Source organism: Amycolatopsis sp. NPDC000009, from assembly GCF_055563465.1.
Window position 1 is genome coordinate 571,907 of record NZ_JBVHDI010000003.1, and the last position, 14,381, is coordinate 586,287.

6 protein-coding genes are annotated in these 14,381 nt (G+C 71.6%); all 6 read right to left on the reverse strand.

Annotated features, from left to right (window positions below; all coding sequences use genetic code 11):
• Complete coding sequence (locus ACZ3HL_RS12515; protein ID WP_465530731.1) at window positions 1–1,566, reverse strand: acyl-CoA carboxylase subunit beta; 1,566 nt, start codon at window positions 1,564–1,566, stop codon at window positions 1–3.
• A complete protein-coding gene (locus ACZ3HL_RS12520; RefSeq protein ID WP_465530733.1) occupies window positions 1,563–7,985 on the reverse strand; it encodes an SDR family NAD(P)-dependent oxidoreductase in 6,423 nt (2,140 codons plus the stop codon). Before ACZ3HL_RS12520 ends, ACZ3HL_RS12515 begins: the two co-directional genes overlap by 4 nt.
• On the reverse strand, window positions 7,982–9,736 hold the full coding sequence (locus ACZ3HL_RS12525) for a fatty acyl-AMP ligase (protein ID WP_465530735.1): 1,755 nt from the start codon (window positions 9,734–9,736) through the stop codon (window positions 7,982–7,984). Before ACZ3HL_RS12525 ends, ACZ3HL_RS12520 begins: the two co-directional genes overlap by 4 nt.
• A gap of 170 nt (window positions 9,737–9,906) precedes the next feature.
• The gene (locus ACZ3HL_RS12530) at window positions 9,907–11,283 is read right to left on the reverse strand and encodes an MFS transporter (protein ID WP_465530737.1); all 1,377 of its coding nucleotides are present in this window, start codon (window positions 11,281–11,283) and stop codon (window positions 9,907–9,909) included.
• A gap of 106 nt (window positions 11,284–11,389) precedes the next feature.
• Window positions 11,390–12,307: a helix-turn-helix transcriptional regulator gene (locus ACZ3HL_RS12535; RefSeq protein WP_465530739.1), complete on the reverse strand. Its 918-nt coding sequence runs from the start codon at window positions 12,305–12,307 to the stop codon at window positions 11,390–11,392.
• A 207-nt stretch (window positions 12,308–12,514) separates the two neighbouring features.
• A complete protein-coding gene (locus tag ACZ3HL_RS12540; RefSeq protein ID WP_465530741.1) occupies window positions 12,515–14,284 on the reverse strand; it encodes an alpha/beta hydrolase in 1,770 nt (589 codons plus the stop codon).
• Window positions 14,285–14,381: the final 97 nt, after the last annotated feature.

Here is a 14,381-nt window from a genome sequence, read left to right on the forward strand (position 1 = left end):
TCACAACGGGATGTTTCCGTGTTTCTTGGCCGGGAGGGTCTGCCGTTTGGTCCGCAGCGCGTGCAGCGCCCTCGCCACGTGAAGGCGGGTTTGCGACGGCGCGATGACCTGGTCGACGTAGCCGCGTTCGGCCGCCAGGTAGGGATTCGAATGCCGTTCGCGGTACGCGTCGGTGAGCCGTCGTTGTTCGGCGGACCGCTGCTCCGGGGGCAGCGCGGCCAGTTCGTGCCGGTGCAGTACGCGCACCGCGCCCTCCGCGCCCATCACCGCGATCTCCGCGGTGGGCCAGGCAAGGTTGACGTCCGCGCCGAGATGTTTCGACCCCATCACTGCGTAGCCGCCGCCGTAGGCCTTGCGGATCACCACGGTCACCTTCGGGACCGTCGCCTCGGCATAGGCGTAGATCAGCTTGGCGCCGCGCCGGATGATCCCGTGCCGTTCCTGCGCCTCGCCGGGCAGATACCCGGGGACGTCGGCGAGGGTGAGGATCGGGATGCCGAAGGCGTCGCAGAACCGCACGAACCGCGCGGCCTTCTCCGAGGCGTCGATGTCGATCACACCCGCCTGGTGGCGCGGCTGGTTCGCCACGACACCGACCGTGCGGCCCCGGATCCGGCCGAACGCGCAGATCATGTTCGGCGCGAAGGCATCGTGCACCTCGGTGAACTCGCCGTCGTCGACGAGGCGGACGATCACCTCGGCCATGTCGTACGCCTGGTTCAGCGCATCGGGCACCAGCCGGTCGAGTTCGAGGTCGGCGGCGGTGAGGTCGGGCGCGGTCTCGTCGGCGTATTCCGGGACGGTGTCGAGGTTGTTGGACGGCAGATAGCCAAGCAGGGTCCGCACCCAGTCGATGGCGTCGTGCTCGTCGGTGGCCCGGTGGTGGGCGTTCCCCGAGACCTCGCTGTTCACCGCGGCCCCGCCGAGCCGCTGGGCGGTGACCCGTTCACCGCTGACGGCGTGCACGACGTCCGGCCCGGTGACGAACATGTGCGCGGTCTCGTCGACCATCACGGTGAAGTCGGTGATCGCCGGCGAGTAGACCGCCCCGCCCGCGCAGGGGCCCATGATCAGCGAGATCTGCGGGATGACGCCGGACGCCAGGGTGTTGCGCCTGCCGAGTTCGGCGTAATAAGCGAGCGAGACGACGCCTTCCTGGATCCGGGCGCCGCCGGAGTCGTTGATCCCGACCACGGGACAGCCCAGCGTCATCGCCAGGTCCATCACCTTGAGGACCTTCTCGCCGAAGACCTCGCCCATGCTGCCGCCGAACACGGTGAAGTCCTGGGAGAACACGCAGATCTGCCTGCCGTCGACGGTGCCGTGCCCGGTCACCACGCCGTCGCCGTAGGGCCGGTTGGCGGCCATCCCGAATTCGGTGCACCGATGCCGGGCGAACTGGTCGAGTTCGACGAAGGAACCCGGATCCAGCAACTCCTCGACGCGTTCGCGCGCGGTCAGCTTCCCGCTGGCGTGCTGCCGGTCGACGGCCCGTTTCTCGGCGATCCGGAGATCTTCCCGCCGGGCGGCGAGGTCGGCGATCCGGAACGCCGTCGTGTCGGTCATGGCCGCGCCGCCTTGGGTGCCCCGAGCCGGGCCGCGAGTGCCGCGGCGACGACCTCGACATGCGGTGGGTCGATCATCGAAAGGTGATCGCCCGGCACCCGCACGACCTCCAGATCCGGGCAGAAAGCGTCCCAGCCCAGAGCGTCGTCGGTGCGCAGGTAACGCGGATCGAGCGAGGTGGTCAGCGGATGCGGCTCCTGCGCGCGCAGCAGCAGCACCGGCCCGGCATAGGGTTCCGGCTCGTACCGTTCGGCGACCCGTGCGTCCACATAGGACTCGTACTGGTGCCGCAGCACGCCGTGGCCCAGCCCGGGCACCCGGGCGGCCAGCTGGGCGATCACGAGCCGGATCTGTTCGTCGTCGCCGAGCCGGGCGAGGTCTTCACGCGGGATGTCCAGCGGGACGCCGTAGGTGCGCTCGACGTGCTCGGCGAACCGGCCGAACCGGTCCAGCAGGATCTCCTGATCCGGTTTCCCCGGCGCGGGCAGCGGCAGGATGCTGTCGATCATGAACACGAGATCGACCCGCTCCCCGGCCGCGGTCAGCCGCCGCGCGGTCTCGTAGGCGAGGCAGCCCCCGAACGACCACCCGCCCAGCCGGTACGGGCCCCGCGGCTGGATTTCCCGGATCAGCTCGGTATAGCACTCGGCCTTGTCCTCGACGGTGTCCTCTTCGTCGATCCGTTCGAGCCCGTAGACGGCTCTGCCCTCGGGAAGCAGGCGGACGAGCCCCTCGTAGACGCTCGTCGGACCGCCCGCCGGATGGAACAGGAACACCGGGTCCGTGCCGCCTTCGCGCAACGGCCGGACGGGGCAGCCTCCGCGTCCTTCGATGTCGTCGCGCAGGAGGTCGGCCATCGCGGCGATCGTCGGTATGGCGAAGAGCCGTTCGGGGACGGCTCCCAGTTGCCCGGCGAACACGGCCCGCAGCCGCTCGGCCGCCGCTTCGTCGCCACCGGCCGCGAAGAAGTCTTCGTGGACGCCGGGCTCCGCGCCGCCGAGTTCCGCCCGCCAGTGCCGGGCGATCCAGCGTTCGGCCGGATCGCGTGGCCCGACGGGCTTGTCCGGCCCGGCGGGCCGGGCGTCTCCCGCACCGAACCCCGCCTGATCGGCGAGATGGTCGGCGACTTCGGCGAGCCCCGCGCCCCGCAACAGCAGCGGAATCGGCAGTTCCAGGCCGAAGTCGCGGTCCACGACCCCCTTGGCACGCAGGGCGGCGAGCGAATCCAGGCCGAGCCGGGTGAGCGGCGTACGCCGGTCGATCTCGTCCGCGGCGAGGCCGAGCATCCCGGCGACGAGCTCGGCGAGATAGTCGGCCAGCATCTCGCGGGCGGCCTCCGGGAGGACCGCCCGCAGCGCGTCCAGTCCGTCCCAAGTGGACGGTCCGGCCACCGTTTCCTCTCCCGGTACCAGGATCCCGAAGAACGGACGACCGGCCAGCCGCGGGAAGAGCGCGAGGACGGTCCCGGCGTCGACCCTGGCGATCCCGGTCGACGCGCGGTCACGGCGCAGCACGGCGTCCATCGCCGCCAGCGCCTCCTCCGTGCCGAGCGGTTCGAGGACGGGGTTGCGGCTGCCGACGGCCGCTCCGGCCTCGCCCCACGCTCCCCAGCCGATGGTCGCCGCCGGCAGTCCCGCCGCGCGCCGCCACGCGACGAGGGCGTCCACCCACGCGTTCGCGGTGGCGTAGGCGGTCTGGCCCGGTGATCCGAACAACGCCGCCGCCGACGAGTACGTCAGCCACCAGTCGAGTTCGTGCCCGGCCGTCGCCTCGTGCACTCGCCAGGCCCCCAGCGCTTTCGCGCGCCAAACCGCCTCGACGGCGTCGTGGCCGAGGCTGACGGCGGCACCGTCGGACAGCACGCCGGCCGCGTGCAGCACCCCGCGCAACGGCATGCCACCTTCGGTCGCGGCCGCGACCAGCGCTTCGGCCGTCCCCGGCTCGGTGATGTCCCCCGTCACCACGCGGACGTCGACGCCCTGCTCGCGCAGGTCCGCCAGAAGCGGCTCGGCGGCGGGGCTCGCACCGCGCCGTCCGGAGAGGACGATCCTGGTCGCGCCACGCGCCGCCAACCAGTCCGCCGCGACCAGGCCGAGGCCGCCGAGACCACCGGTGATCACGTAAGCGCCGTCGCGCACGACGGTTTCGCGGCCGGGTTCGCCGAGCTCCGGGCGGGCCAGCAGCCGCGTGTACCGGACGCCCTCGCGCCAGGCGATCTCGTCGTCCGGCGCGTCCGCGCGGATCTCCGCCACCAGCTTGCCGACCCACAGGTGCGCCGGGTCCGGCTCGGCGTCGAAGTCCACCTGGCTCGCCCGAAGTTCGGGGTGCTCGAAGGCGAGGACGCGGACCAGACCGCGCAGCCAGGCCTGGCCGGGGTCGCCGCGTTCGCCGGGTTCGACGGCCGAGGCACCCGCGCTGACGAGCCACAACCGCGGTGCTTCTTCGACCAGTTCGGCGAGGACACCGGAGAACTCGGCGACCCTCCGCGCCGCGCTCATCGGATCGGGCACGCCCGAAGTCCCGGCGCACGCGAGTACCCCCGCTACCTCGCGGGATCTCAGGGCTTCCGCGAGCGCCTTCCGGTCCCCTGGCCGGACCGTCACCAGCTCGTCCCCTGCTTCGGTGAGCCGGTCGCGCAACGCCGTCAGCCACGGCGCGTCTTCGTGCAGCACGACCCAGCGACGCGAACCCGGCGCCGCCACCGGCAGGTCGGCCTCCCGCCAGACCGTTTCGAACAGCAGGTCCGACATCGGCATCGGCAGCGCAGACCGCTGGAACCGGCGGCAGTAGACCTCGCGGAACTCGACCAGGACCACGCCGTCCGCGTCGACCAGCTGGACCCCGCCGACCAGGCCGTCGCCCGCCGGATCGAGGGAATCGAGGACCGCGTCGACCCGGACACCGCGGCGTGGATCACCGGCGAGGACGACTTCGCCCAAGGTCAGCGGCAGGAACGCGCCATCGGCTTCGCGGAGCGCGTCCCCGGCCGCGGCGGCCAGCGCGTGCAGGCAGGCGTCGGCGATCACCGGGTGCAGGACGTAGGCCGGATCGTCCGTGGGCAGGGTGATCGACGCCGAGGCCCGGCCTGGCGCGGCCAGGACGTCACGCAGCCCGCGGAACGCGGGACCGTAACTCTGCCCCGCCCCGGCCAGCACCCGGTAGAGGTCGAGGGGCCGGGCGTCGTCGCCGGCCGGGCCGAACGGCACCACCGCGGTGTTCCCGTCGCGGACGCGGGCGGTGGCGTGCCGCACCCAGCCGCCGTCGGCGGACCGCGCGTAGACGTCCACGCTTCCGGCGTTCAGGCTGGTGGTCACCTCGGTGTGCGCGGCGAGCGGAAGCACCCGGTGCAGTTCGAGACCACCGATGCGCAGCCGCCCGGCGGGACGCGGCACCGTTTTCGCCGCCGCGAGCGCGAGTTCCAGGAATCCGGCGGCGGGGAACAGCGGGACTCCCATCGCCGCGTGGTCGGCCAGCCACGGCAGCGCCTCGGTCCCGACGTCCGCGCACCACAGGTGCCCGCCGCCGGTCGGCTGTTCGATGTGGACACCCAGCAACGGATGTGCGCCGGCGGTCCGGGCCGCCGGGCGCCGCGGCCAGAACCGCCGGTGCCGCCAGCGCGGGCCGGGCAGGTCGACCGGAACCGGACGGGGGCCGCCGTCGTCGAGCACGACGGGCAACCCGAGGGTGTGGAGCCGGGCGAGCGTGGTCAGGAACGCCACGGCTTCGTCGCCCTTGCGGCTCGCCGTCGGAAGCGCGAGCGCGCCGGTGCTCTGCTCGATCGCGGCCAGCGCCACCGGATGCGGCGAGATCTCGACGAACACGCCGTACCCGTCGGCCGTCGCCGATGCCAGTGCCTGGCTGAAGCGCACGGGACGGCGCAGATTCGCCGCCCAGTACTCGACGTCGAACAGCGGCGACCCGTGTGGATCGTCGAAAACGCTGCTGTAGCAGGGGATCTCCACCGGCCCCGGGGAAAGGTCGCCGAGTTCGGCACGGAAGCGGCCGAGGACGGCGTCCACGGCTTCCGAATGGCCCGCGCCCCCGACCGGCAGCCGCTTCGCCAGCCTGCCGAGGCTCTCGACGTGTGACACGAGCGCCTCGACCTGTTCGGCGCCGCCGCTGACGGTGCACTGGACCGGCGAGGCGTAGACCGCGACGGTGATCCCGGGGAAGTCCGCTTCCAGATCGGCGAGTTCGGCCGGGGACAGTTCGACCACCGCCATCGCGCCGTCGCCGGACGCGTCGACCTCGGCCAGCAGCCGGGCGCGGGTGGCCATCACGCGAAGGCCGTCGGCGACGTCCAGCGCCCCCGCGACGACGGCGGCCGCGACCTCGCCCATCGAGTGCCCGAGCACCGCGGCGGGGACGACGCCGTGCGCACGCCAGAGCCCGGCGAGGGCCAGCTGCATGCCGAACAACGCGAGCTGTGTCGCCGCGAGGTCCGGCAGGTCACGCGCGCCGGAAAGCACGTCGCTCAGGGAAAACCCCGCTTCGGCCCGGAACACCGGATCGAGTGCCTCGACCTCCGCCCGGAACGCGGGCTCGGCGCGCAGCAGGTCACGGCCCATCCCAGGCCACTGGGAGCCGTAGCCGGAGAAGACGAACACGACGCCGGACCCGGGTCTGGCGTCGCCGCGGACGACGTCGCCGTTCGCGCGTCCGGCGGCCAGTTCCCGCAACGCGGCGGCCACCCGATCGCGTCCCTCCGCGATGACGGCGCCACGGATGGACAGGTGGTCACGGCTCCGGGCCAGTGTCGCGGCGACCGTGTCCAGGGGGATCGGCCGATGGGCGGGGTCTTCGAGCCAGTCCGCCAGATCGGCCGCCCGCGCCCGGAGCACCTCTGCCGACCGCGCGGACAGCGCGAAGATCCGCGGGCGCCCGGTGTCCGTCCCGCGAACGGCGAACGACGCGGCAGGCCATTCTTCGAGGACGACGTGGGCGTTGGTGCCACCGAAGCCGAACGCGGAGACCCCGGCGCGCACGACGTCGGAGTAGCGCGGCCAGTCCGTCCCGGTGTCCACCACCCGCAGGCCGAGACCGGCGAAGTCGGCATGCGGGCTGGGTTCGTGATGATGCGGGGTCGGCGGCAGCCGCCGGTGGACCATCGCGAGGACGACCTTGATCAGCCCGGCCATCCCGGCCGCGCCCTCCAGATGGCCCAGGTTCCCCTTCACCGAGCCGATCAGGAGCGGACGGGCGGGTTCACGTCCGGCTCCGAGCACCTCTCCGAGGGCAGCCGCCTCGATCGGATCCCCCACCTCGGTCCCGGTCCCGTGCGCCTCCACGTAGTCCACAGTGGACGGTTCGACGCCCGCCGCCGCGTACGCGTCCCGCAACAGGTCCGCCTGCGCGCCGGGACTGGGCGCGACGAGACCGTTGGACCGGCCGTCGGAGTTGACCGCGCTGCCCCGGATCACCGCGAGCACCCGGTCCCCCGCGCGGCGGGCGGCCTTCAGCGGTCTGAGCACGATCACGCCGCAGCCCTCGCTGCGGGCGATGCCGTCGGCGGCGGCGTCGAACGGTTTGCAGTACCCGTCCGGGGCCAGCACCCCGGCCCGCCGGAAGGACTCGGTGACCGCCGGCGAGAGCAGCAGGTTCACCCCGGCGGCGAGGGCCGTCCCGCATTCGCCGCGACGGAGGCTCTGCACGGCTTGGTGCACCGCGACCAGCGAGGACGAGCATGCGGTGTCGACGGTGAGACTGGGTCCGCGCAGGTCGAACAGGTACGACAGCCGGTTGGCGGCGATACTCGTCGCGGCGCCGGTGGCGGACCAGACGTCGACGGCGGCGGGATCGGCCATCGTCAGGTGGCCGTACTCGCCTGCCGAAAGCCCGACGAACACCCCGGTCCGGCTCCCCCGCAGCGTGGACGGCGGGATCCCGGCGTGCTCCAGCGCCGTCCAGGTCACTTCGAGCAGCATCCGCTGCTGCGGATCCATCGCTTCGGCCTCACCAGGGGTGATGCCGAAGAACTCGGCGTCGAAACCCGCGATGTCGTCGAGGAATCCGCCACGCGCGGGGATCTCCCAGCGACCCTCCGGCACGTCACGGATGCCGTCGCGTCCGGCGTCCAGGAGCCGCCAGTAGAGCTCCGGGGAGTCCGCACCGCCTGGCAGGCGACAGCCGACGCCGACGATCGCGATCGGTTCCTCTTCGCCGCCTTCACCGCGAACGGTCGTGGAATCCTCCACTGTGGACAGACGCTCCGCGAGGGCGGTGATCGTCGAGTACTGCCACACCAGGGTCGGTGGTAGCGGACGCCCGAGGTATCCGCCCAGCTCCGCCGCCAGTTCGATCGACTCCCGCGAGGAAAGCCCGCTCTCGTGCAGCGGCCGGTCCGGATCGACCTGCCCCACGGGAAGCCCGGTCCGCTCGGCCACCCGCGCGACGAGCCAGGCACGGATCTCCGCGGTCACCCGAGCCGCCGGGCGGTCAGCGAACCGTCCAGATAGGACTTCCGGCACCGGGCCCGGCTGATCTTGCCGCTGGAGGTGCGCGGCACCTCGCCCGGGGAGACGAACACGACGTCGTGCGGCCGCAGGCCGTGCGACGCCGAGACCATCCTCCGGAGTTCCGCGGTCGCCACGGCGAGGTCGGCCTGGGTCCCTTTCGCCAGCTCCGCCAGCACGACCGCCGCTTCACCGTCTTCGTGCTCGATCGCGAAAGCCGCGGCGGAATGCGGCCGGACCGCGGGATGCGTCTCCACGGTCTGCTCGATGTCCTGCGGGTAGTGGTTGCGGCCGTCGACGATGACGAGATCCTTGAGCCTGCCGGTCATGAACAGTTCGCCCTCGTACCGCACGCCGAGATCTCCCGTCGCGAGCCAGCCCGCGCCGGAGTCCGGGTCGATCGGGGGCAGGCCGAAGACGCCCGCGGCGGGCCGTCCCCAATACCCCACACCGACGTTCGGGCCGTTGACCTGGATCTCCCCCACCCTGCCCGGTTCGACCAGCGCGCCGGTGACCGGATCGGCGATACGGACCCGTTGCCCCACCGGGAATCCGCAGGAGACGAGCGTGGTGGAGGCCGCACCGGGCAGTGCGGGTGCCGCGAGTCCGGCGGCGAGCCGGTCGCGGTCGAAGGCGACCTGCCGTGGCGCCTTCCCCGCCTCCGTGACGGAGACGAGCACCGTCGCCTCGGCCAGCCCGTAGGAGGACCGGTGCACCTCCGGGCGCAGCCCGCATTCCTCGAAAGCGCCGTGGAACTTCGCGATGGTCGAAGGAAGAACCGGTTCGCTGCCGTTGATCAGCGAGACGACCCGGCTCAGTTCGAGATAGCTCTTCTCCGCCTCGGTGACCCGGGAGGCGGCGTAGGCGTACGCGAAATTGGGTGCCGCGCTGATCGCGCCGGGACTGGCCGAGAGCGCGCGCAGCCACCGTGACGGACGTTCCAGGAAGGCGTGCGGATCCATCAGGACAGATGCCGCGCCCGCCGCCAGCGGCGCGCCGATCCCGAGGATCAGGCCCATGTCGTGGAAGAGCGGCAGCCAGCTGACGGCCGACGTCGTCCCGGTTTCGATCGCGTAGGCGTCGCACGCCTGACGGGCGTTGGTGATCGCGTTGCGGTGGGTCAGCATCACGCCGGCCGGCGTCCGCGTGGAACCGGACGTGTACTGGAGATACGCCAGTCCGTCCGGTTCCGGTCGCGGCCAGGAGCGATCACCGGCCGCGACCGGAGCAGTGGTGTCGACGGCGAGCACGGCGGGCCGCTCGATCTCCGTCGAGGCGAGGAAACCGGCGGCGGCGCCGAGTCCGTCGGTGGTCGTGAGCACGACCCTCGGAGCGCAGTCGGCGAGCACGGCGGCCAGCCTTCCCGCGTGCCCGGGAAGGTCCGGGGAGAACAACGGGACGGCGACCAGCCCGGCCCGGATCGCGCCGAGGAAGGCGACGACGTAGTCGACCGACTGGCGGGCCAGGATCGCGGCCCGGTCACCCGGGCCGGTGAACCCGGTCAGCCGGGTGGCGAGTGCGTCGACCCGGTCGTCGAGTTCGCGCCACGACAGGGTGATCGCCCGGCCGTCCGCCCCGGCACGATGGTCGAGGTAGGTCAGCGCGACGTCGTCGCCGAGCCGCCACGCCCAGTACCTCAGCAGCGTCGCGAACGACTCCCCGCCGCGTGCGTCGTCCGGTTCGTGGACGGCGACGATCGATTCCGAAATGGTTTCCATGGCCCCTCGTTGTGACGACTCGTACAGGAGCGGGTGAATTCGGAACGGCGCCGTTGCCGAAAGCGGATTCCATTCCGGAGACCGTTCTTTATCTGTCCGGAACTGTATGGACGTGCCGGGAAGAGTGTCAATGAAAGGATGATGGAACGCCCTCGAAAGCGCGGACGTGCTCACGGGGACGTGAGAAAGGGGGCACTCCGCTTGTCACTTCGGAACGAACTTCGGGGGTTCAGGAGCCGGAGCGCGAGGAGCGCTCCGGCGAGTTGCAGCGCCGCCGCGGTCAGCAGCCCCGCCGTGTAGCCGTCGGCCAGCGCGGCCGGGGCGCCCTCGTCGAGCCGGGCCGTGCGGACCACCGACAGCACGGCCCCGATCAGCGCGACCCCCAGCGCGCTCGACAGTTCACGGGACGCGGTGAGCAGTCCGGAGGCGGTGCCCGCGTGCCGTTCCGCGACGATTTCCAGCGCGTACGAGGTCAGCGGCGTGGTCAGGGCCGATCCGACGCCGATCAGTACCAGCCCGGGAATCCTCGGCGGTACTTCCGGCAGGTGGTTGACCGCGGCGATCGCCAGCAGTCCGGCGGCCACCGTGGCCAGCCCGGCCGCGACTGTCCGATGTGGACCCCACCGTGGTACGGCCCAGGGCACCAGCGGCGTGGCGGCGACGACCGCGACGGCCACCGCGACCAGCGGTAATCCGGCGAGCGCCGGCCCGAGGCGGAGGGATTCCTGATGCAGCAACGGCGTGAAGAAGAAGACCCCCGAAACCCCCAGCCCCCACAGCGACTGCACGGTGAGCGCACCGGTGAAGACCCGCGTTCCGGTCAGCTCCTTCGGCACCAGTCGCACGCGCGCGCGTCTTTCCCTGAACAGGAACCAGATCGCGAAGGCCGCACCCACCGCACCGAGCACCGCGCTCGGTTCCACCACGGCGGCGGTGATCAGGACCGTCGCGGTGGTCACGACCAGCATGGAGCGCACGGCGGGCCGCCCGGCCGCCGGGTCAGGCTTCGCGAGGGCGACCCTCCGCACCAACGCCAGCATCGCCGCCACGAAGGGGAGATTGACGAAGAAGATCCAGCCCCAGCCCAGATATTCGCTCAACGCCCCGCCGAGCGCCGGGCCGAGCGCGAGGGCGGCCGCCAGGCAGGCTGTCCAGACCGTCGCCCCGAAAGCCCGTCTTCGCGCGTCGAGATCGGTGCGGAGCAGGCTGAGCAAGGCCGGGACCAGGAACGCCGCGGCGGCACCCTGCAGCACCCGCGCGGAGATCACGAGCCACGCCGTCGTGGCGAACCCTCCGGCGGCCGCGCCGGCGCCGAACGCGAGCAGCCCCGCCCGCAGGGTCGCGGCCTGGCCCCAGCGGTCCACCAGCGTTCCCGCCACCGGCAGCAATCCGGCGAACGGAAGCATGTAGCCGATGCTCACCCATTGCAGCGTGGGGAGATCGAGCCCGAGTTCCCGGGCGAGCGAAGGCGCGCCCGCCGCGACGATCGTGTTGTCGAGGGTGGTGACGAAGGCCCCGAGCCCGATCATGAGCAGCGTCGCTCTCATTGTCCATCCTCGTGAGTGGCAAAGACGGTTCTAACCGTCCTTACCACTCACGAGACGCGGCCCCATGCTCCCGTGACAATTCCCGCCCACCGTCTTCACACTCGCGCTATAACCAGCCCCGGCGCGACGCCTGCGCTCCCAGCTGGAAGCGGGTCCGCGCGCCGAGCAGTTCCTGCAACCGGCTGATCCGCCGGAGCACCGTGCGCTCACTGATGCCGAGCTCGCGCGCGATCGCCTCGTCGGTCAGGCCCCCGCTCAGCAGCGCGAGCAGGCGGCGCGTGGCGACGGTCGGTTCCTGCGTCGCTTCGGCGTCGTCCGGGCCGCCCGCCCGCACGGGCACGGCCATCCGCCAGAACGATTCGAACAACTCGATCAGCGCGCTCAGCAGCATCGACGGATGGATCAGCAGGGCGAGGACGTCACCGGCGTCGGAATTCGGGACGGCGATCAGCGCCCGGTTGCCGTCGGCGATCACCAGCTTCAGCGGCAGCCCGGGGAACACCCTGGCCTGCTCCCCGAGCGCGATACTCGACTGAACCTGGGCGAATCCGTCGTCGTCCTGCAGCACGGACGAGTCGTAGACGACGCGGTACGCGATGCCGCGTGCCATCGAGCCGGGCTGCACCGTGCTCACTTCGGCCTTCGGGCTCATGTACGACCCCGGGTCCAGCGCGACGATGTCGACACCCGCCTGGGTCTGCATGGCTTCGAAGGTGGCGATCACCTCGTCCCGGCTGCGCAGCACCTCGACGAAGTCCGCGTCCCGGCCCGTGCGCAGCGAATAGGCGGCGCCGAGCACCTCGGCCGCTTCCCGCGCGCGGATCGCCGCGGCCTCGTGCTGCGCCGCGAACGCCGACAGCGCCGCACGCGGCGGGCACACCTCGACACCGGACGCGCCCGCCCGGATCAGGCCGAACCGCTCCAGCTCCGCCAGCTCGGTGCCGGGCGTGATCGGGCGCCCGTCCAGCAGGGCCCGGTACAGCTCCTCGGCCTCCATCGACAGTCCCCGCGACTCGGCGAGCATGACGCTTTCTCCTCCCCCACCCCGGGATCGATCGGCGTGACATCGATGTCACGCCTGGCGGAGCGGCGGTTTCCGCTCACAGGTCTTGAGGGGGAAAGGCGCCTGTTCGTGCGCCTGAACCGATAACGAAAGCGTCACGGATCATGCCGGAGAGGCTCCCGCGGGCTGGATCGGCCCGCGGGAGCCTCTTCTCGACGCCGCCGGAGGTCAGGCGTTGGCGGGCATCCCCTTCTCGTCCGCTTCCGGCGTCGCGGCGCCTTCCAGCAGCTCACGGACGATCTCGTTCGCCTTGCGCACCTCGGGCGTGATCATCTTGATCTTGATCTTCCCGTCGTGCCCGAGGTGACCGCCGACCTCGACCGTCTTGTCCTCACCCGGCAGCGGCAGGCCCTGGCAGCCGGTGAACTTCTTCTTCGGCGTGAACCCGGTCTGGAAGTAGGCGACGATCGGGTCGTCGACGCAGTCGGTGTTGTACGGGAAGATCCCGTGGCTGCCTTCGTTGTCGACGCTGATCATCTTGGCGCCCGGCAGGCCGTTCGCGGTGGCGAGCGCGCCCTCGTACGGCGTGGCCGCGTCGAGTTCGGTCTGCGCGATCAGCAGCTTGGGGAACGTCTTGGCGTCCGGCGCCGGCTTGGCGTTGGTGGTCGGCCAGAACGCGCACAGCGGCGCGCCCGACAGGGCCATGATCGGCGCGATGAACGGCGCGTTCACGGTCAGATCGGCCTGCCAGTAGTTCCAGTAGTGCAGATTCTGGTTCCACTGGCCGTCCTGGCAACGGATCGCCTCGAACGCCGCGTCCCAGGTCTCGACCTCGGCGCCGCCCTGGTAAGAGGCCTTGCGCTCGACCGAGTCCTTCTTCGCGATGGCCTCCAGCGCGTTGCCCTTGGCCTTGTTCAGGAACGCCTTGTTCGCGTCGGTCAGGCCGGGGGTGGCGAGAGCCTTCGCGACGACCTGCTCCAGCTTCTCCGCGTCGGTCCCGGTGGGCGCCGGTCCCTTCGCCAGCGCGGCCACCATGGAGGCCGCGGACGGGTACTGGGTGGTGTCGTACATCGCCGGGATGATGAACCACGCGGCATAGAGCATGCCCGCGAACTCCCGGGTGCCGCCCGCCTTCTCCCAGTTGCGGCGGATCTCGAGCGGGTCGGTGCCCGCCTTGTACTTGGCGTCGTTGCGCGCGACGTAGGGCAGCAGCGCCTCCTGGAACTGGCGGTCACGGCTGCGGGGCTGGAGGTCCCAGGTCTTCTCCAGCGTCGAGCGGCTCGCGTCGGTCGACGAGTCGAGCAGGAACCGGTGCGCCTTGGACGGGAAGGTGGTGGCGTACCAGGTGCCGAGCCACGTGCCGTACGAATAGCCGATGTAGCTGGTCTTCTTCTCCCCGAGCAGCACCCGGATGAAGTCCATGTCGTAGGCGGTCTGCTCGGTGGTGATGAACTTCGTCAGCGGGTTCTTCAGGCAGCCCTCGACCTTCGCCCGGCTGATCACGTTCTGATCCGTGCTGTCCGGGACGGTGTAGCTACAGGTCAGCGGGGTGCTCTGGCCGACACCGCGGGGGTCGAAACCGACGAAGTCGTACTGCGAGGCCAGCACGGGGCTCCGCATCGCCATCGCGGCGCCCCACGGGAGGCCTTCGCCGCCGGGTCCGCCGGGGTTGACCAGCGCGATGCCCTGCCTGCCGGTGCCGGGGTAGGCGGTCGCGGTCTTGGAGACGCGGACGCCGATGGTGTTGCCGTCCTGCGGGTTGTGCCAGTCACGCGGCACCTGGACGGTGGCGCAGGCGAGGCCCTTGACCTTCTTCAGCTCGGCTTCCGTCGCCGGCGCGACCGAGGGGAACGAGCACTCGCCCCAGGCCACGGCCTGCTTGGTCAGCGCACCGGCGAGCGCCGCGGTGTCCGGCTCGGCCTTGACCGCGGGTGCCGCGCCCGCCGCCGGGGCCAGCACCATGCCGGAGGCCAGGAACGCACCGGCGAGCACGGCCACCGTGCCCCTCCGCGTCTTTCTCGTACTACTGATCACCATGATCCCTTTCGACAGGAGCCCCCGACGTCCGTACGTGAAGTAAAGACGGGTGATCAGC

Coding starts and splice junctions, on each gene's coding strand:
- ACZ3HL_RS12530 (WP_465530737.1), bottom strand. CDS start 11,283: ATGAGAGCGACGCTGCTCATGATCGGGCTCGGGGCCTTCGTCACCACC.
- ACZ3HL_RS12525 (WP_465530735.1), bottom strand. CDS start 9,736: ATGGAAACCATTTCGGAATCGATCGTCGCCGTCCACGAACCGGACGAC.
- ACZ3HL_RS12515 (WP_465530731.1), bottom strand. CDS start 1,566: ATGACCGACACGACGGCGTTCCGGATCGCCGACCTCGCCGCCCGGCGG.
- ACZ3HL_RS12535 (WP_465530739.1), bottom strand. CDS start 12,307: ATGCTCGCCGAGTCGCGGGGACTGTCGATGGAGGCCGAGGAGCTGTAC.